Annotated in this window: 15 protein-coding genes and 1 pseudogene; 6 read left to right on the top strand and 10 right to left on the bottom strand. The window is 72.8% G+C overall.

The window, feature by feature from the left end; all coding sequences use genetic code 11:
* Together AC07D6_RS22555 and AC07D6_RS22550 are read right to left on the bottom strand one after the other, a co-directional pair.
* Positions 1–566 (bottom strand): annotated as a pseudogene (locus AC07D6_RS22555) (IS5 family transposase); the annotation flags it as partial.
* A 22-nt stretch (positions 567–588) separates the two neighbouring features.
* Complete coding sequence (locus AC07D6_RS22550; RefSeq protein ID WP_479046939.1) at positions 589–1,797, bottom strand: mechanosensitive ion channel family protein; 1,209 nt, start codon at positions 1,795–1,797, stop codon at positions 589–591.
* A 38-nt stretch (positions 1,798–1,835) separates the two neighbouring features.
* Between AC07D6_RS22550 and AC07D6_RS22545 the strand changes: the two genes are divergently transcribed.
* The gene (locus tag AC07D6_RS22545; RefSeq protein ID WP_479046936.1) at positions 1,836–2,405 is read left to right on the top strand and encodes a dienelactone hydrolase family protein; all 570 of its coding nucleotides are present in this window, start codon (positions 1,836–1,838) and stop codon (positions 2,403–2,405) included.
* Positions 2,406–2,525: 120 nt separating this feature from the next.
* Here the strand turns inward: AC07D6_RS22545 and AC07D6_RS22540 are convergent, their stop codons facing one another.
* The 5 genes from AC07D6_RS22540 to AC07D6_RS22520 all read right to left on the bottom strand — a co-directional run bounded on the left by AC07D6_RS22540 (position 2,526) and on the right by AC07D6_RS22520 (position 8,660).
* Positions 2,526–3,536 (bottom strand): zinc metalloprotease, encoded by a 1,011-nt coding sequence (locus tag AC07D6_RS22540; protein WP_479046934.1) that lies wholly within the window; start codon positions 3,534–3,536, stop codon positions 2,526–2,528.
* Between the two features lie 294 nt (positions 3,537–3,830).
* Complete coding sequence (locus tag AC07D6_RS22535; RefSeq protein WP_315876547.1) at positions 3,831–5,486, bottom strand: alkaline phosphatase D family protein; 1,656 nt, start codon at positions 5,484–5,486, stop codon at positions 3,831–3,833.
* A 197-nt stretch (positions 5,487–5,683) separates the two neighbouring features.
* Positions 5,684–6,523 carry a thioredoxin domain-containing protein gene (locus AC07D6_RS22530; RefSeq protein ID WP_479046932.1) on the bottom strand — a complete coding sequence of 280 codons (840 nt, stop codon included), beginning with the start codon at positions 6,521–6,523 and terminating at the stop codon, positions 5,684–5,686.
* 67 nt (positions 6,524–6,590) lie between these two features.
* On the bottom strand, positions 6,591–7,268 hold the full coding sequence (locus tag AC07D6_RS22525) for a hypothetical protein (RefSeq protein ID WP_479046930.1): 678 nt from the start codon (positions 7,266–7,268) through the stop codon (positions 6,591–6,593).
* A gap of 60 nt (positions 7,269–7,328) precedes the next feature.
* A complete protein-coding gene (locus AC07D6_RS22520; RefSeq protein WP_315876543.1) occupies positions 7,329–8,660 on the bottom strand; it encodes a DUF2252 domain-containing protein in 1,332 nt (443 codons plus the stop codon).
* 205 nt (positions 8,661–8,865) lie between these two features.
* Between AC07D6_RS22520 and dnaE the strand changes: the two genes are divergently transcribed.
* The gene (dnaE, locus tag AC07D6_RS22515) at positions 8,866–12,405 is read left to right on the top strand and encodes a DNA polymerase III subunit alpha (RefSeq protein ID WP_315876541.1); all 3,540 of its coding nucleotides are present in this window, start codon (positions 8,866–8,868) and stop codon (positions 12,403–12,405) included.
* Positions 12,406–12,495: 90 nt separating this feature from the next.
* Here the strand turns inward: dnaE and AC07D6_RS22510 are convergent, their stop codons facing one another.
* Positions 12,496–12,660 carry a hypothetical protein gene (locus AC07D6_RS22510; RefSeq protein WP_315876539.1) on the bottom strand — a complete coding sequence of 55 codons (165 nt, stop codon included), beginning with the start codon at positions 12,658–12,660 and terminating at the stop codon, positions 12,496–12,498.
* 257 nt (positions 12,661–12,917) lie between these two features.
* On the opposite strand from AC07D6_RS22510, the gene AC07D6_RS22505 reads away from it, so the two are divergent.
* The 4 genes from AC07D6_RS22505 to AC07D6_RS22490 all read left to right on the top strand — a co-directional run bounded on the left by AC07D6_RS22505 (position 12,918) and on the right by AC07D6_RS22490 (position 17,001).
* On the top strand, positions 12,918–14,213 hold the full coding sequence (locus AC07D6_RS22505) for an NYN domain-containing protein (protein ID WP_479046927.1): 1,296 nt from the start codon (positions 12,918–12,920) through the stop codon (positions 14,211–14,213).
* Between the two features lie 89 nt (positions 14,214–14,302).
* A complete protein-coding gene (locus AC07D6_RS22500; RefSeq protein WP_315876628.1) occupies positions 14,303–15,268 on the top strand; it encodes an ABC transporter ATP-binding protein in 966 nt (321 codons plus the stop codon).
* Positions 15,269–15,431: 163 nt separating this feature from the next.
* Complete coding sequence (locus AC07D6_RS22495) at positions 15,432–16,259, top strand: ABC transporter permease (protein ID WP_479046924.1); 828 nt, start codon at positions 15,432–15,434, stop codon at positions 16,257–16,259.
* 34 nt (positions 16,260–16,293) lie between these two features.
* A complete protein-coding gene (locus AC07D6_RS22490; protein WP_479046921.1) occupies positions 16,294–17,001 on the top strand; it encodes a DUF2567 domain-containing protein in 708 nt (235 codons plus the stop codon).
* 25 nt (positions 17,002–17,026) lie between these two features.
* Here the strand turns inward: AC07D6_RS22490 and ybaK are convergent, their stop codons facing one another.
* Both ybaK and AC07D6_RS22480 read right to left on the bottom strand, forming a co-directional pair.
* Positions 17,027–17,572: a Cys-tRNA(Pro) deacylase gene (gene ybaK, locus AC07D6_RS22485; RefSeq protein ID WP_479046918.1), complete on the bottom strand. Its 546-nt coding sequence runs from the start codon at positions 17,570–17,572 to the stop codon at positions 17,027–17,029.
* Positions 17,573–17,590: 18 nt separating this feature from the next.
* Positions 17,591–18,331, bottom strand: coding sequence for an LON peptidase substrate-binding domain-containing protein (locus AC07D6_RS22480; protein ID WP_315876532.1), 741 nt, complete (start codon positions 18,329–18,331; stop codon positions 17,591–17,593).
* Between the last annotated feature and the right edge of the window lie 131 nt (positions 18,332–18,462).

Below are 18,462 nucleotides of genomic sequence, written 5' to 3'. Positions count from 1 at the left end.
GGGGCGCCCCGCGCCGGTCCGGGGCACTCTCAGATCGTCCATAACCGTGTCGAAGACGGTGGAGTCGTTGACGTTGCCGGGCGTGACGACGACAGCCAGGGGCAGGCCCCGGCCGTCGCAGGCGAGGTGGATCTTGGTGGTCAGCCCGCCGCGGGACCGGCCCAGCGCCTGGCCAGCCGACGGACATGCCGGATCTTCCAGTTCGTCCCCCGCCGCCGCCCCTTTTTGCGGGCGCCGGCGGCGTGCTGATGAGCCCGGCTGATCGTGGAGTCGACCGACACCGTCCACTCCACGGCTCCGACGGAGTCGTCGCGAACCTGGACCTGCTCGAGCAGGCGAGCCCAGGTTCCGTCCGCCTCCCAGCGGGCGAACCGTTCATAGGCCGTCTGCCACGGCCCATAGCGTTCCGGCAGGTCACGCCACGGAGCCCCCGTCCGCAACCGCCACAACACCCCATTGATCACCTGCCGGTGATCCCGCCACGGACGACCCCGTCCGTCAACACCCGGCAGCAGGGGCGCTATCCGCTCCCACGCCGCATCCGTCAGCTCACCCCGACCCACCACAAGATCAATTATCAGACAGGTCCTAGGCGCGCCGTCCCGGCACCCAGCCCCGCCAGGGCCCGCCGTCCCGGTCCCACCCGGGCCCGCCGTCCCGGTCCCGTGCGGGGCCCCGGTCGCGGTCGCCGTCCCGTACGGGGTCCCCTTCGCCGTCCCGGACGAGGGCGTGGTCGTCGTCCCGGTCGTGCTCCGTGCCGCGCTCCGGGGCGATCGTCGTGGCCACGCGGGGCAGCGCGTACGGATGGTGCTCGTACAGCCAGGCGATCAACTGCTCCCGTACGTCGCACCGCAGGTTCCACACGTCGTCGGCGTTCCGCGCGGTGACCACCGCCCGCACCACCATCGTGCTCGGTGTGGTGTCCGTCACGGACAGGGACCAGGCGCGCCCGTCCCAGTAGGGGGACTTCTCCAGGAGTTCCCGGAGCCGCTCGCGCATCAGCCCGACGGGGACCGCGTGGTCGAGGTGGAAGTAGACGGTGCCGGTGATCTGCGCGCCGCCGCGCGACCAGTTCTCGAACGGCCTGCTGGTGAAGTACGAGACGGGCATGGTGAGCCGGCGCTCGTCCCAGGTCCGTACGGTGAGGAAGGTCAGCGTGACCTCCTCGACGACGCCCCACTCGCCGTCCACGACCACGGTGTCGCCTATCCGCACCATGTCGCCGAAGGCGATCTGGAACCCGGCGAAGACGTTGCTGAGCGTCGACTGCGCCGCCACACCGGCGACGATGCCGATGATGCCGGCGGACGCCAGCATCGACGTCCCGACCGTCCGGAAGTCCGGGAACGTCAGCAGCATCGCCGCCACCGCGACCACCCCGACCACCGCCGTGACGATCCGCATGATCAGCGTGACCTGCGTCCGGACGCGGCGCACCCGGTCGGCGTGCCGGGTCGTCGCGGCGTACCGCGCGTACGTCGCCTCGACGACCGCCGCCGCGATCCGCACCACCAGCCAGGCGCCCGCGCCGATCAGCACCAGCGTCAGCCCCCGGCCGATGCCCTCCTCGTGGTCCCTGATGACCTGCCAGGACGCCTCCCGGTACGCGCCGCGCAGCAACGCGGCCAGCATGAGCAGTTGGAGGGGTATCCGGCAGCGGCGCAGCAATCCCCACAGCGGGGTCTCGGGGTGGCGGCAGTCGGCTCGCTTCAACAGCACGTCGGCGGCCCAGCCGACGAGCAGGGTGAGCACGACCGAGCCACCCAGGACGGTCAACGGACGCAGTACGTTCTCCATGACTCCGAACCCAGGGCGGGTAGTGGCAGGATGACCGGATGGACATCATGCTGTTCCACTCGGTCTACGGTCTCCGCCCGGCCGTGCACGCGGCCGCGGACCGGCTGCGTGCCGCCGGGCACCAGGTGCGCGTGCCCGACCTGTACGAAGGTCAAACCGCGGACACGGTGGAGGAGGGGCGGGAGATCAAGGACCGGATCGGTTGGGACGAGCTGGTCCGGCGCGCCGTCGCGGCCGCCGCGCCGCACGCCGGAAGCGGCCTGGTGTACGCGGGGTTCTCGCTGGGTGCCGCGTTCGCCCAGATGGTGGCCGTCGCCGACGGGAAGGCGCGCGGACTGCTGCTCCTGCACGGCACGTACGAGGTGCCGGAGGACGCGTCGGTGGGCGGGCTGCCGGTCCAGCTCCACGTCGCGGACCCGGACCCGTTCGAGCCGGACGACTGGCTGAACACCTGGTACCTGCAGATGGGGCGGGCCGGGGCGGACGTCGAGGTGCACCGCTACCGGGGCGCCGGCCACCTGTACACCGACCCGGACCTGGCGGACTACGACGAGGAGGCGGCCGAGCGGACCTGGGCGACGTCCCTGGAGTTCCTCGGCGGGCTCTGATCCGGGTGGCGGCCGGGGTGCCGCCGGGCCGTCACACGAAGGGGCACGGTGCCGCGTTCCCGCCGCACCGTGCCCCTCGCGCGTCGTGTGCCGGGCCGTCGGGACGGCCGGGGCCGGGGCTCAGCCCGCGCGGTACGCCGTCCAGTGGTCCTGCATGCGCTGCACCTGACCGGTCGTGAACTGGTACATGCAGGAGTCGTACGTGTAGTCCATGAAGTTGTGGATCGGGTCCGCGCCGGCCTGGCGGGCGCAGGAGTCGCGGCCCGTCGGGCACTCGTACGCCGGGGACTTCTCGGCGGCCGTGTCGGCGACGTAGTCGCCCTGGCCGCTGCAGCCTCCCTGGAAGGTGTGGTACAGGCCCATCCAGTGGCCGACCTCGTGGGTGCCGGTGTCGCCCTGGTTGTAGTTGGCGGCCGAGCCGCCGGGCAGCGACGCGTCGAGGACGACGACGCCGTCCATGGACGGGTTGGAGCGGTACGAGGACGGGAAGGTCGCCCAGCCGAGGAGGCCGCCGCCGAGGTTGGCGGTGTAGAAGTTCAGCGCGCCCGCGCCGCCCTGGCGGAGGGCGGTCTTCATCGCCTTCTCCTCGGCGGAGCCGGAGGAGAGGTTGTACCAGGCGGCGTTGTCCGTGTAGGTGGTGCCCGCCAGGGTGAACTGGAAGCCGGTGGCGGTGTTGCCGGTGCCCTGGCCGCCGAACGCGGAGTTGAGGACGGCCATCTGGCTGTTGATGTCCGTCGCGGTCAGCTTGCCCTTGGCGCCGTCGTGGATGACGTGGAAGTAGACCGGGACGGTCGTCGCCGCGGCGGCCGTGTCGAACCGGGCGCTGTCCAGCCCCCTGGCCTCGGCGGCCTTCAGCTTCTTCTGGAGGTCGGCCTCCATGGACGCGGCCTCGGTGGCGGAGACCTCGTTGGGCTCGTGCTCGTGGACGTGGCCCGACGGGCGGGACTCGCGTGCGTGGGCGCCCGCGCCCGTCTCCTCGACGCACTCCTCGCCGGCGGCGGCGAGCGGTGCGGTCGCCGCGGCGACACCCGTCGGGGCGGAGAACGGGAACAGCGCCAGCGTTCCGGCCAGCACGGCCGTACCGAGCACGCGGCGGTGCGCTCTCGGAGATATACGGACAAGAGCACGCATACGTGTCTCCTTGCGGGGGGAGCGGAGAGGGCCTTCCTCGCCACCGCCGGGAGATTACGTGGCCATGTCACATGTGGAGGAGGAGCGTTCCGGCCCAATCAATCCTTGAGGAGATGGAGGAGCGTGGGCGAAATCCTTCGGTCCGTCCCGGAGGTTGAGATCCGTACGTAAGGAAGGGGCCGACGCGAGCGGGTGGTGTGTCCGGGTTCGATCTCCGGAACGCACCACCCACCACAAGTATGTGATCTTCAGTTAACACGCGGGGGTTGGCTGAAAAACACCCGCGCGGTCATCTCATCGCACCGGTGTGTACACCCGCTCGACCTTCTGCGTTCCGCTCAGCGTCCGGTACGAGCGCGTCCACGCGGCCGACGCGTCCGGGTCCGTGCGGTCGGAGAGGACGAAGTAGTCCATCTGCGCGCGCTCGGACGTCACGTCCAGCACGCCGTACCCGTGGTGGTCCATGTCGATCCACCGCACGTGCCGGTTGGCGGCCTTGAGCGCGGCGGCGGCGACCGCGGAGGCGGTGTTCGCCGGGACGTTCAGGATGTCGTCGAGGTTGTCCGAGGTCACGGACGTGACGACGAACTCGGTCGCGGCTGACGGCGACGCGGGGTACGTGGCGGCCGTGACCGGCACGTCGTTGGCCCACGCCATGTGGATGTCGCCGGTGAGGAAGACGGTGTTGCGGATGGCCCGCTCCTGGAGGTGGGCCAGCAGCTCCCGGCGGTCGTCCGTGTACCCGTCCCACTGGTCCACGTTGATCGCCAGCCCGCCCGTCGGCAGGCCCAGCAACTCGGCCACGGGCTTCAGCAGGTGGGCCGGGAGGGAGCCGAAGGCGACCGGCGAGATCATCACCGACGTGCCCACCAGCCGCCAGGTCGCGTCCGAGGACGCCAGCCCCGCCTTCAACCAGTCCAACTGGGCGCGGCCGGTGATCGTGCGCTCCGGGTCGTCGACCGCGCCGCTGCCGACGGACGCCTGCCGGGAGCGGAACGAGCGCAGGTCGAGCAGGTGCAGGTCGGCGAGCCTGCCGTAGCGCAGGCGCCGGTAGACCGTGCCCTCGACGGAGGTGCGCACGGGCATCCACTCGAAGTACGCGCGCCGGGCGGCGGCCATGCGCGCGGCCCAGTCGCCCTCGGTGCCGGGGGTGTGGTTGTCGGCGCCGCCCGACCACGTGTCGTCGGCGAACTCGTGGTCGTCCCAGATCGCGATCAGCGGGTGCGCGGCGTGCAGCGCCTGCAGGTGGGGGTCCGACTTGTAGGTGGCGTGCCGGACGCGGTAGTCGGCGAGGGTGACGATCTCGTGGCGCGGCTCGTGGGGGCGCAGGACGTCGTCGGTCTTCGGGTAGGAGCCGGAGCCGTACTCGTATATGTAGTCGCCGAGGTGGAGGACGGCGTCCAGGTCGCCGCGGGCGGCGAGGTGGCGGTACGCGGCGAAGTGGCCGGCCTCCCAGTTGGCGCACGACGCGACGCCGAACCGGACGCCCCGCGCCGCGTCGTCGTACCCCGGTGCCGTACGGGTCCGGCCGACCGGCGAGACGGCCCCGGCGCCGGCCGCCCCGGCGGTGAACCGGAACCAGTAGGCGGTCGCCGGCCGCAGCCCGCGCACGTCCACCTTGACGGTGTGGTCGGTCGCGGCGCCCGCGGTGACGGTCCCGCGGGCGACGGTCCGCGTGAAGCCCCTGTCCTCGGCCACCTCCCACCCCACCTCGGTGTCCGCCCCCGTGCCCGAGCCGGGCACGGCGTCGGGGGAGGGCGTCACGCGGGTCCAGAGCAGGATCCCGTCGGGGAGCGGGTCGCCGGAGGCGACGCCGTGGAGGAAGGCGGGGGTCCCGGTGTTCGCCGCGGCGAGCGGGGCGGAGGCCAGGACGGGAGCGGCGACAGCGGTGGCGGCGGCGGCCTTGACGACCGTGCGGCGGCTGGGAGCGGAAAGGGAACGACTGGTCACGGCGGAGCAGACTACCTGTCACATTACCGTCGGGTAAGCCGGAAGTGCCGCTGTTCGGCGGGAAGTTGCCTCCTGTTCCCGCCCCCTGAACGGAACGGCCCGCTCCACCGGGAGCGGGCCGTGCGCGTCCCGTGGCCGTACCCGAACGGGAGCCGCCCCCCGCCTGCGGGGCGGGGGGCGGCTCTCGGGTGCGCGGGTCAGCCCTTCAGGGCCTTGTCGACGGCCGTGATGAACTCCGCCGCCGTCATCGGGGCGTTCTTGCCGCCCGCGTCCGTGACCGGCTTGCCGTCCATCTTCAGGGTCGGGGTGCCCGTGACGCCGCTCTTGTCGAAGGTCTCGGACATCTTCAGGGCCCAGGCGTCGAAGGTGCCCTCCTCGACGTTCTTCTTGAACGCCGCGTTGTCCTTCAGCGCCGGGACCGACTCGGCGATCTTCAGGATGTACGAGTCCTTGCCGAGCTCGTCCTTGGACTCCTCCGGGTGGAACTTCGTCGAGTACATCGCCGTCTTGAATTCCATGAACGCGTCCGGGCTCACGTCGAGCGCCGCGCCCAGGGCCGACAGGGCGTTCTTGGAACCCTCGCCGTTCGAGCCGATGCGGTCCTGCTCCATGGAGTCGCCGTCGAGGAAGGTGGCGCCCACGTACTGGATCTTGTACTTGCCCGCCTCGAGGTCCTTCTCGATCACCGGGCCGACCTGCTGCTCGAAGATCGCGCAGACCGGGCAGCGCGAGTCCTCGAAGACCTGGAGCGTCTTCTTCGCCGTCGACTTGCCTATGACGACCGTGGTGCCGTTCTCGCCGGTCGTGTTCTTCGGCGCCTTGACGTCCTTGACGTCCTTCGCGGCCTCCCAGTGGGAGGGCTTGTTGGCCTGGACGACGGCGTAGCCGACGCCGCCGGCCAGGGCGAGCACGGCCAGGACGGAGACGGCGACGGTGATCTGCCGCTTCCTCTTGTCCCGCTTCGCCTGGCGCTCGCGCTCCTCCCGGAGCCGTTCGCGGGCCGCCGCCTTGTTGACCTTGCTGTTGCGTGCGCTCATGGTGATTCGTTTCTCCGTCTGCATGGGGGATCACCGGTCGGTGATCAGTGGTCGAGGGGTGCTGTGGTCAGGCCGTCACGGGCCTGCACGGCGGTCCCCTCCGGCCGACGGAGTGCACCAGGAGGCGCGCGCGGAGGGCCGTGCGCCGGCGGACGGCCGCGCGCGGAGCCGGCCGGGGCGCGAGTCCCCGCGCCGTGGACACCGCCCACGCCACCAGCAGCGGGCGGAACGCCGACGCCCCCGCCGCCCGCAGCACCCGCCCCAGCGCCGCCTCGCCGCGCCGCAGCCAGGCCGCGGCGACCAGCCCCACCGTGACGTGCGCGGCGAGCAGCAGCCACGGCACCGCCGGGTCGCCGGAGTGCAGCAGCGCCGCCGCCGCGGTGTCCGGCACGGCGACGCCCGGCAGGGGCGTCCCCACCGCGTCGCCGCACAGCACGTCGACGCCGACCGCGCGCAGCGACCCGGCGACCGGGCCGCCGGAGGGGCCGTAGCAGGCGTGCTGGCCCGCCGTGAACACCGTGTCCGCGGCCAGCTCCAGCGGGACGAGCAGGCCGGCGATCGGCCCGTACCCCCGCTCCCGGCCGGCCAGCGCGTAGGCGGCGGCGAAGACGCCGGCCGCGACCGCCAGGACCGCGGTCAGCGGCAGCGGCACCCGGGACAGCAGCACGTGGGAGGCGGCGGACAGCGTCACGACGAGAGCCGTGAAGATCGCTGCCCGCACCCCCCTCAGCTGGGTCCCGGTCATGTCGTCCATCGTCGGAGAGTGTGCCACGACAGGCGGTAAGGGGCTCCTAAAAGGAGGTGATCAGCGGAGCCCCGGAATCCGACCGTTACGGAAGAGGTCCACGAAGATCTGGTGGTCCGCCCGCGCCCGTGCCCCGTAGGCGTGCGCGAACTCCACCAGCGTCTCCCCGAACCCCTCCTCGTCCGCCGCGATCGCCGCGTCGATGGCCCGCTCCGTGTTGAACGGGACCAGCGAGTGGCCGCTCTCGTCGTCCGCGGCCGCGTGCATCGTGGCCGTGGCCCGTCCCAGGTCCGCGACGGTCGCGGCCATCTCGTCCGGGTCGTCGATGTCCGACCAGTCCAGGTCCACGGCGTACGGGGAGACCTCCGCGACCAGCTGGCCCGCGCCGCCCAGCTCCGTCCAGCCCAGCCACGGGTCGGCGTGCGCCTGGAGGGCGCGCTGCGAGATGACCGTGCGGTGCCCCTCGTGGTGGAAGTACCCCCGCACCGCCGGGTCCGTCACGTGCCGGGAGACCGCCGGGACCTGCGCCTGCTTCATGTAGATCACGACGTCGTTCTCCAGGGCGTCGCTGTTGCCCTCCAGGAGGATGTTGTACGACGGGAGGCCGGCCGAGCCGATGCCGACGCCGCGCCGCCCCACCACGTCCTTCACCCGGTACGAGTCCGGGCGGCCCAGGCTGGACGGCGGGAGCGTCTCCAGGTACCCGTCGAAGGCGGCCAGCACCTTGTAGCGGGTCGCCGCGTCCAGGTCGACCGTGCCGCCGCCGGAGGAGAAGCGGCGCTCGAACTCGCGGATCTCCGTCATCGTGGCGAGCAGTCCGAACCGGGTCAGCGACCGGGCCTCCCGCAGCGCGGCCAGCAGCGGGCCCTCGGCCGTGTCCAGCGTGAACGGCGGCGCCTCCTCGTCGCGGGCGCCGGTCGCCAGGGCGTGGATCCGCTCCCGGTACGCCGCCGCGCAGAGCCGTACGAGCACGGTGATCTGGTCGTCGCTGAGCGCCTTCGCGTACCCGAGCAGCGCCAGGGAGGCGACGAGGCGCTTCAGGTCCCAGGTGAAGGGGCCGACGTACGCCTCGTCGAAGTCGTTGACGTTGAACACCAGGCGACCGTTGGCGTCCATGTACGTGCCGAAGTTCTCCGCGTGCAGGTCGCCGTGGATCCACACCCGGCCCGTGCGCTCGTCCAGGTACGGCCCGCCCTCCCGCTCCTCCCCGTCGAGGTCGGCGTAGAAGAGGCAGGCGGCGCCCCGGTAGAAGGCGAAGGCGGAGTGCGCCATCTTCCGGAACTTGACCCGGAAGGCCGCCGGATCCGCCGCCAGCAGCTCCCCGAAGGCGGTGTGGAACACGGAGAGGATCTGCTCGCCGCGCTCCTGGGCGGTGGGCTGCGGGACCGGCATCGCGGGGTGCCTCCTGACGCGCGCACACCGCGGCGCGGCGTGCATGACAAAACGGACGGGTCTTCCGACCGGTCCAACGCGCGGACCCGCCTCCGAGTGCCCGCGCACCACCCCCCGCGGTGGGCCTCCGCCGTCACCGGGGAGTCGTAGACTTCCCAGCGACCCCCCTTCCCTCCCGACGCTCCTGACCCCGGAGGCAGCAACCGTGTCGAAGCCGCCGTTCACGCACCTCCACGTGCACACCCAGTACTCCCTGCTGGACGGTGCCGCGCGGCTCAAGGACATGTTCGACGCGTGCAACGAGATGGGCATGACCCACATCGCCATGTCCGACCACGGCAACCTGCACGGGGCGTACGACTTCTTCCACTCGGCGAAGAAGGCGGGCGTCACGCCGATCATCGGCATCGAGGCGTACGTGGCCCCCGAGTCCCGGCGCAACAAGCGCAAGATCCTCTGGGGCCAGCCGCACCAGAAGCGCGACGACGTCTCCGGCTCCGGCGGCTACACCCACAAGACGATCTGGGCGTACAACAGCACCGGCCTCCACAACCTCTTCCGCCTCTCGTCCGACGCGTACGCCGAGGGCTGGCTGCAGAAGTGGCCCCGGATGGACAAGGAGACCATCGCGCAGTGGTCGGAGGGGCTCGTCGCCTCCACCGGCTGCCCGTCCGGCGAGGTGCAGACGCGGCTGCGGCTCGGACAGTTCGACGAGGCCCTGAAGGCCGCCTCCGACTACCAGGACATCTTCGGCAAGGAGCGGTACTTCCTGGAGCTGATGGACCACGGCATCGAGATCGAGCGCCGGGTCCGCGACGGCCTGCTGGAGATCGGCCGGAAGCTCGGCATCCCGCCGCTGGTCACCAACGACTCGCACTACACGTACGCGCACGAGGCGGGGGCGCACGACGCGCTGCTGTGCATCCAGACCGGCAAGAACCTCTCCGACCCGGACCGCTTCAAGTTCGACGGCACGGGCTACTACCTGAAGTCCACGGAGGAGATGTACGCCATCGACTCCTCGGACGCCTGGCAGGAGGGATGCGCCAACACGCGGCTGATCGCCGACATGATCGACCCCACCGGCATGTTCGAGAAGCGCGACCTCATGCCGAAGTTCGACATCCCCGAGGGGCACACGGAGGTCAGCTGGTTCCGGGAGGAGGTCCAGCGCGGCATGCACCGCCGCTTCCCCGGCGGCATCCCGGAGGACCGGCAGCGGCAGGTCGAGTACGAGATGGACGTCATCATCCAGATGGGGTTCCCGGGGTACTTCCTCGTCGTCGCCGACTTCATCATGTGGGCCAAGAACCAGGGCATCGCGGTCGGCCCCGGTCGCGGCTCCGCGGCCGGCTCGATCGTCGCGTACGCGCTCGGCATCACCGACCTCGACCCGATCCCGCACGGCCTGATCTTCGAGCGGTTCCTCAACCCCGAGCGCGTCTCCATGCCCGACGTCGACATCGACTTCGACGAGCGCAGGCGCGTCGAGGTGATCAGGTACGTGACGGAGAAGTACGGCGCCGACAAGGTCGCCATGATCGGCACGTACGGCACGATCAAGGCCAAGAACGCCATCAAGGACTCCGCGCGCGTGCTGGGCTACCCGTACGCGATGGGCGACCGGATCACCAAGGCCATGCCCGCCGACGTCCTCGGCAAGGGCATCCCCCTGTCCGGCATCACCGACCCCTCGCACCCCCGCTACAGCGAGGCGGGCGAGGTCCGGGCGATGTACGAGAACGAGCCGGACGTCAAGAAGGTCATCGACACCGCGCGCGGCGTGGAGGGCCTGGTCCGGCAGATGGGCGTGCACGCCGCCGGCGTGATCATGTCCAGCGAGACCATCACCGAGCACGTCCCCGTCTGGGTGAGGCACACCGACGGCGTCACCATCACCCAGTGGGACTACCCGAGCTGCGAGTCGCTCGGCCTGCTGAAGATGGACTTCCTGGGCCTGCGCAACCTCACGATCATGGACGACGCCGTCAAGATGGTGAAGGCCAACAAGGGGATCGACATCGACCTCCTCGGCCTCCCGCTCGACGACCCCACGACCTTCGAGCTGCTCCAGCGCGGTGACACGCTCGGCGTCTTCCAGTTCGACGGCGGGCCCATGCGGTCCCTGCTGCGGCTGATGAAGCCCGACAACTTCGAGGACATCTCCGCCGTCTCGGCCCTCTACCGGCCGGGCCCGATGGGCATGAACTCGCACACCAACTACGCGCTCCGCAAGAACGGCCAGCAGGAGATCACCCCGATCCACCCCGAGCTGGAGGAGCCGCTCAAGGAGGTCCTGGACGTCACCTACGGCCTGATCGTCTACCAGGAGCAGGTGCAGAAGGCCGCCCAGATCATCGCCGGCTACTCGCTCGGCGAGGCCGACATCCTCCGCCGCGTCATGGGCAAGAAGAAGCCCGAGGAGCTGGCGAAGAACTTCACGATCTTCCAGGCCGGCGCCCGGAAGAACGGCTACAGCGACGAGGCCATCCAGGCGCTGTGGGACGTGCTGGTCCCCTTCGCCGGCTACGCCTTCAACAAGGCCCACTCCGCCGCGTACGGACTCGTGTCGTACTGGACGGCGTACCTCAAGGCCAACCACCCCGCCGAGTACATGGCGGCGCTCCTCACGTCCGTCAAGGACGACAAGGACAAGTCGGCGGTCTACCTCAACGAGTGCCGCCGCATGGGCATCAAGGTCCTCCCGCCCAACGTCAACGAGTCCGAGGCGAACTTCGCGGCCCAGGGCGACGACGTCATCCTCTTCGGCCTCTCGGCCGTGCGGAACGTCGGGACGAACGTCGTCGAGTCGATCATCAAGTGCCGCAAGGCGAAGGGGAAGTACTCCTCCTTCCCCGACTTCCTGGACAAGGTCGAGGTCGTCGTCTGCAACAAGCGCACCGTCGAGTCGCTGATCAAGGCCGGCGCCTTCGACGAGATGGGCCACACGCGCAAGAGCCTCGTCGCCCACCACGAATCCATGATCGACAACGTGGTCGCGGTCAAGCGCAAGGAGGCCGAGGGCCAGTTCGACCTCTTCGGCGGCATGGGCGACGAGGGCGGCGACGAACCGGGGTTCGGCCTGGACGTCGAGTTCTCCGACGTCGAGTGGGAGAAGTCCTACCTGCTCGCCCAGGAGCGCGAGATGCTGGGCCTGTACGTCTCCGATCACCCGCTGTTCGGCATCGAGCACGTCCTGTCGGACAAGAGCGACGCGGCGATCTCGCAGCTCACCGGCGGTGAGCACGCGGACGGCGCGGTCGTCACCATCGGCGGGATCATCTCCGGCCTCCAGCGGAAGATGACCAAGCAGGGCAACGCCTGGGCCATCGCCACCGTCGAGGACCTGGCCGGCTCCATCGAGTGCATGTTCTTCCCCGCCACGTACCAGTTGGTCTCCACCCAGCTCGTCGAGGACACGGTCGTCTTCGTCAAGGGCCGCCTCGACAAGCGCGAGGACGTGCCCCGGCTGGTCGCCATGGAGCTGATGGTCCCCGACCTGTCGTCGGCGGGCACCAACGCGCCGGTCGTCCTCACCATCCCGACGGTGAAGGTGACCCCGCCGATGGTCAGCCGCCTCGGCGAGATCCTCAGCCACCACAGGGGGAACACCGAGGTGCGGATCAAGCTCCAGGGCCCCCGCAAGACCACCGTGCTCCGCCTCGACCGGCACCGCGTCCAGCCCGACCCGGCGCTCTACGGCGACCTGAAGGTCCTCCTCGGCCCGTCCTGCCTGGCCGGCTGAGGCACCGCCGGCGCACACGCGCGGAAGGGGCGCGCCCGTGACGACGGGCGCGCCCCTTCCGTGATCCCGCGCCGGTCCGCCCGGCCCGGGTCAGTTGTGGCCGAACCTCTTCTGGCGGCCCTTCTGCGCGATGTCCGCCGGTGTCACCTGGGTCGTCCGCTGTTCCGCCTGGTGCTGCAGCGACGTGTCGTGCGCCTGTTGGGTGCCGCGCTCGGACTGTCGCTGCTGACGTTCGGTCTTCTTGTTCTTGGCCATGGTGGTGCCTCCTGTGGGATGTGGGGGTCAGGGCCGCGACCAGACTCACATACCGGTATGTGCCGCGCATTTTGGATCATTGCGGACGGTAGTCGTGGGACGCGGCCGGAGGCCGTAGTCAGGAAACGCGGAAGGCACTACGGTGAGGCGCCACGCCGATGATCGCGCTCCGGCAGTTAAGACCCCGGCAGTCGGGCAGACTCGAAGGAAACCCGAAGCAACTCCGATCCCGAGGTTCCCGAAAGAGGGTGGAACACGTGGACCGCTGCGTCGTGCTCGTGGACGCCGGCTATCTGCTCGGCGCCGCCGCCAGCCTGCTGGCGGGGGAGCCCGCCCGCTCCCGGATCACCGTCGACCACACCGCCCTCATCCAGGGACTGCGGGAACGGGCCGAGGCCGACACGGCCCAGCCGCTGCTCCGCATCTACTGGTTCGACGGCGCCCCCGACCGCGTCCCCCAGCCGGAGCACCGCCGACTGCGCGTCATGCCCCGGGTGACCGTCCGGCTCGGCGCCCTGACCCGCAGCGACGGGCGCTGGGCGCAGAAGGGCGTCGACGCCGCCATGCACGCCGAGCTGACCGAACTGGCCCGCAACCGCGCCTGCTCCGACGTCGTCCTCGTCACCGGCGACGGCGACCTGCTGCCCGGCCTGATGTCCGCCAAGGAGCACGGCGTCGCCGTCCACCTCTGGGCCGTCCAGGCCGCCGACGGCGACTACAACCAGTCCGAGGACCTCGTCGCCGAGGCCGACGAGCGCCGCGTCCTCGACCGGGCCTGGATCACCCGCGCCGTACGGGCGAAGGACCTCACCGGAGCGTGCGCCCCGCAGCCCGTACCGCGTCCCGAGATCGCCGCCATCCTCGCCGCGCCCCTGCCCGAGGCGGCCCTCGCCGCCGCCGAACGCGCCTCCGCCGCGGCGTCCGGCGCCCTCGCCGACCAGGCGCCCCCCGCCCCCGCCCCCACCCCGGTCGCCGCGCCCGCCACCGCCGGGCCGCCCGCCGCGCCCGCCAACGGCACGGCGCACCCCGCAGCCCCCTCCGGCGCGGCGCGCGGCGTCCCCACCCCGAAGGACCTCGCCGGGCTGCGCCCCGCCGCCCACCCCGGCACCCCGCCGGCCACCGGGCCCGCCAACGCCACCCTGCGCTGGTCGTCCGACCGCGGCTGGATCGACCGCCCCGGCCCCCTCGGCGAACCCCCCGAGACCGCGTCGCTCCCGACCCTCGCCCAGCTCACCAGCGCCGAACAGCGCTGGGCCGACCGGGAGGAGGACATCACCACGGTCGGCGGCGACCCGTTCGAGGTGGGCCAGGTCTTCGCCCGCCGCTGGATGGAGCGGCTCCCCGAGCAGAGCCACGTCCAGAAGCTCTCCGCGATGTACCCGCGCATCCCGCACCGCATCGACGGCGAACTCCTCAGATACGCCGCCCGGTTCGGCCTCCTCGCCCACAAGGACGACCAGATCGACGAGCACGACCGGTACGCGATCCGGGCCGGTTTCTGGCGCGAGATCGACGTCCGCGCGGCGGCCGGGAACCAGGCGGCGGGGGAGTAGCGGCGGGCACGGCGGGCCGCGCGGCGCCGCCCCGGGCGCGATCCGGGGTCCGCGACCCCTTAGGCTCATCCCTCGTGAGTACGGTGTGCGTGGTGCGGGATCTGGTGAAGACGTACCCCGCCGCGCGCGGCGGGCGCGGCAGGCCCGCGACACCCGAGGTGCGGGCCACCGACGGGATCAGCCTGGACGTGCGGGGCGGCGAGATCTTCGGGCTGCTCGGCCCCAACGGCGCCGGCAAGTCCACCCTCGTACGCCAGCTCACCGGTCTGATGCGACCCGACTCCGGCAGCGTCGAGGTGCTCGGCCACGACCTCGTGCGCCACCCCGACCGCGCCGCGCGGCTCATCGGCTACCTCGGCCAGGAGTCCACCGCGCTCGACGAGCTGACCGTCGCGCTGGCTGCCGAGACGACCGGCCGGCTGCGCGGCCTCACCGCGCGGGACGCCCGCGCCGAACGCGACGCCGTCCTCGACGAACTGGGCCTCGGCGAACTCGCCGCGCGGCCCCTGAAGAAGCTCTCCGGCGGGCAGCGCCGCCTCGCCTGCTTCGCCGCCGCCCTCGTCGGCGAGCGGCCGCTGCTCGTCCTCGACGAGCCGACCACCGGCATGGACCCGATGGCGCGCCGCGCCGTCTGGGCCGCCGTCGACCGGCGCCGCGCCGAGCACGGCGCGACGGTGCTGCTGGTCACCCACAACGTGATAGAGGCGGAGACCGTCCTGGACCGCGTCGCCGTCCTGGAGCGCGGCCGGGTCATCGCCTGCGACACCCCGGCCGGGCTGAAGGAACGCGTGGCCGGCGAGGTGCGCGTCGACCTGGTGTGGCGGGAGCGGGCCCCGCTCGACGTGCCCGAGGTGGCCGCGCTGCGGACCTGCGCCCAGGAGTCGGGGCGCCGTTGGGTGCTGCGCCTGGCTCCGGACGCGGCGCGCGCGGCGGTCGCGGCGGTGACGGGCGGCGCGGCGTTCGCGGCGCTCGACGACTTCACGCTGGCGACGCCGAGCCTGGAGGACGTCTACCTGGCGCTCGGCGGCGAGGCGAAGGGGCTGGTCAAGTCATGAACGCGCGGCGACGCGAGCGAACGGGGCCCGGCGCGGGCCGGCGCCCCGCCCGGGCGGGTGCCCGGACGCGGGGCGCCGCCGTCCCGGTGCGCCGGGCGGTCGGCGGGGCGGACACGGTCGGCGCACGGCACGGCGCCGGTGGCGAGGACGGGAGTGGGAAACGGTGAGCACCCTGCCTGCGGAGGCGCTCTCGACGGGGGCCGTCCGGTCGGCCGCCGGGGCGGGCGGCCGGACGGCCGCGCCCCTCGCACCCCGTGCGCGGCTGCTGCCGGCGCTCGCCGCCGTGTACCGGGCGCAGCTGTCCCGCGCCCGGGTCGCCCGCATCCCGCTGCTGTTCGTCGCGACCTTCCAGTCCATCGGCATCATGGTGCTGATGCGCGGCGTGGTCGACGGCGGTGCCGAGGCCCGCGCGGTCGTCGCCGGGTCGTCCGTCCTCGTCGTGGCGTTCGTCGCGCTGAACCTGCTCGCCCAGTACTTCGGGCAGTTGCGGGCGAGCGGCGGCCTCGACCACTACGCCACGCTGCCCGTGCCGCCCGCCGCCGTGGTGCTCGGCGCCGCCGGGGCGTACGCCTCCTTCACGGTGCCCGGCACGGTCGTCACGGCCGTCACCGGATCGCTCCTCTTCCAGCTTCCGCTCACCCACCTGTGGATCCTCGCGGCCGTCGTCCCGCTCGCCGGGGCCGCCCTGTCCGGGCTCGGCGCCGCGCTCGGCCTGCTGGCCCCGCGCCAGGAACTGGCCACGCTGCTCGGCCAGCTCGGCATGTCGGCGGCGCTGCTGCTCGGCGTCCTGCCGGCCGACCGGCTGCCCGGCCCGATCGGCTGGGCCCGCGACCTGCTCCCGTCCACGTACGGGGTCGAGGCGCTCGCCCGCACCTTCGACGCCGACCCGGACTGGGCGGCCGTCGCCCTCGACCTGTCGGTCTGCGCCGCCGTCGGCGTCGCCTCCCTGGCCGTCGCCACCCGGGCGTACCGCCGGGCGGCCGTCCGGTGAGGCGCTGCCCGACCCGGCCTGGCACGATGACAGAGTGACCGCACCCCTTCCCCCGTCCCACCAGCCCCCGAGTGAGCACGTGCCGAACGACGCCGCCGCCCCCAGCACCCCTCCGAACGGTGACACGCCGGGCGGGCACGCCACGTGGCCGCCCGCGCCCCCGTACGCGAAGGGCGAGGAGGCGGCGCCGGACACGGCGGCGGAGGTGCGCCAGGGCGCCGCGGTCCTGCTCGCGGTGGCGGTCGTGGGGATCGCGCTCGGCCTGCTGTGGCTGTGGCTGGCGCCGCGCACCCCGCTCGTCTCGGACGGCAGGTCGGTCCTGCTGACGGAGTCGGAGGCGGAGCACGCCGTCGGCGCGGACGGCGTGTTCGTCCTGCTCGGCCTGGGGTTCGGCGCGCTCAGCGCCCTCGCCGTGTTCCTGTGGCACCGGCGGGGCGGCGTCGCCGTCGTGGCCGGCCTCGCCCTCGGCGGGGTGCTCGGTTCCGTACTGGGCTGGGGCGCGGGCACGCTCCTCGGACCCACGCACGACGTGGTGGCCCGCGCGCGGGCGGTCGGCGAGGGCGTCCCCTTCGACGCGCCGCTGGAGCTCCAGGCGTACGGGGCGCTGCTGGCCTGGCCGATCGCCGCGATGCTCGTCCACCTGGCGCTCACGGCGCTGTTCGGCCCCCGCGACCCCGAGCCGGAGTGGGACCTCACCCCGTACGGCCCCCCGCTCCCGCCGCACGACGGCCCCCGCGGCTGAGCGGCGGGCCCCGCGCGCCCGGGCGCTACGCCCGGCCGATGGGCGCGAGGACGGCGCCGGTCAGCTCCGCCAGGTGCGCCGGGGCCAGTTCGACCTCCAGGCCGCGCCGCCCCGCCGACACGCAGATCGTCTCGTGCCGCGACGCCGACGCGTCCAGGACCGTCGGCAGCCTCTTGCGCTGCCCCAGCGGCGAAATGCCGCCCCGCACGTAGCCGGTCGTCCGCTCCGCGGCCGCCGGGTCGGCCATCGTCGCGCGCTTGCCGCCGACCGCCGCGGCCAGCGCCTTCAGGTCCAGTTGGCCCGCCACCGGCACCACCGCGACGGTCAGGGCGCCGTCGACGTCGGCGACCAGCGTCTTGAACACCCGCTCCGGGGAGACGCCCAGCGCCTCCGCGGCCTCCTCGCCGTACGAGGGCGACGCCGGGTCGTGCGCGTACTCGTGGACCGTGAAGGGCGTCCCCGCGGCCGTCAGGGCCACCGTCGCGGGGGTGCCGCCCGCCCGCCGCCCGCCGCCCCGGTGCGCGTGCGCCTCGCGCGTCCCCGTCTCCTGCTTCTTCGCCTTCTTCGCCATTCCCTGTCCCTCCCCGTGTCAGTTGGGGCTCGTCGGAGTCCGCGTCAGCTCGACCGCCGGCAGCGAGGGCAGGTGCCGCAGCACCGCCGTCTCGGCGCGCAGCAGCCGCAGTTCCTCACGCAGCCGGGTCGCCGTGTCGGGCGCCTGGAGCAGCCGCTGCTTCGCCGGTGTGTCCAGCACCGCGGCGGCGGCCACCAGGTACGACACGACCGAGGGCTCGTCGGGCAGCTCGGCGCCGGTGGCCAGCGACCGCTCGCGCGCCCCCGCCAGCCGCTTCTGGTACGCGCGGAAGGCCCGCAGCACGCCCTCGGCGAGCGCGCCGGCGCCCTCGCCCTGCGGTTCCTCCAGCTCCTCCAGCTCCGCGGTGAGGAAGGGGCCGCTCGCGTCGACGGACAGGAGCCTCACCCGCGTCGTCCCGGTGGCGAGGACCTCGAAACCGCCGTCCGGGCGCTCGCGGACGGTCGCCGCGTCGGCGATGCAGCCGACCCGGTGGAACGCCTTGAGCGGGTCGGGGCCGAAGCCCGCGGCGGGGCCACGCTCCGGAAGGGCCGTCTGGTCGGGCATCCCCGGCGCGGTCGGCGCCACCTCGTGGCCGTCGCGGATCGCGACGACGGCGAAGCGGCGCGGCTGCGACTCGTCCGTCGTGAGCAGTTCGCGCATCATGGCGCGGTACCGCTCCTCGAAGACGTTCAACGGCAGCACGAGGCCGGGGAAAAGCACCGCGTTCAGCGGGAAGAGGGGCAGGCGAGCGGTGGTCACAGCGGTCAAGCGTAATGGCCGCTCCCCGCCGCGCGTCCGGCCGTCCGCTCACCGGGACCGGACACCGCCCGCGCACGGGCCGCGCACGGGCCGCGAGGGGCGCGCGCGGGCGCCGCGAGGCGGCCCCGGCG

Source organism: Streptomyces sp. NPDC045287 (genome assembly GCF_056432325.1).
Note: the sequence above shows the minus strand (reverse complement) of the source record. Positions and strands in the feature narration are given on the sequence as shown.

Excerpts from the sequence above, each read along its gene's own strand:
- AC07D6_RS22550 (WP_479046939.1), bottom strand. The coding sequence starts at position 1,797 with ATGGAGAACGTACTGCGTCCGTTGACCGTCCTGGGTGGCTCGGTCGTG.
- AC07D6_RS22545 (WP_479046936.1), top strand. The coding sequence starts at position 1,836 with ATGGACATCATGCTGTTCCACTCGGTCTACGGTCTCCGCCCGGCCGTG.
- AC07D6_RS22540 (WP_479046934.1), bottom strand. The coding sequence starts at position 3,536 with ATGCGTGCTCTTGTCCGTATATCTCCGAGAGCGCACCGCCGCGTGCTC.
- AC07D6_RS22530 (WP_479046932.1), bottom strand. The coding sequence starts at position 6,523 with ATGAGCGCACGCAACAGCAAGGTCAACAAGGCGGCGGCCCGCGAACGG.
- AC07D6_RS22525 (WP_479046930.1), bottom strand. The coding sequence starts at position 7,268 with ATGACCGGGACCCAGCTGAGGGGGGTGCGGGCAGCGATCTTCACGGCT.
- AC07D6_RS22520 (WP_315876543.1), bottom strand. The coding sequence starts at position 8,660 with ATGCCGGTCCCGCAGCCCACCGCCCAGGAGCGCGGCGAGCAGATCCTC.
- AC07D6_RS22510 (WP_315876539.1), bottom strand. The coding sequence starts at position 12,660 with ATGGCCAAGAACAAGAAGACCGAACGTCAGCAGCGACAGTCCGAGCGC.
- ybaK (WP_479046918.1), bottom strand. The coding sequence starts at position 17,572 with ATGGCGAAGAAGGCGAAGAAGCAGGAGACGGGGACGCGCGAGGCGCAC.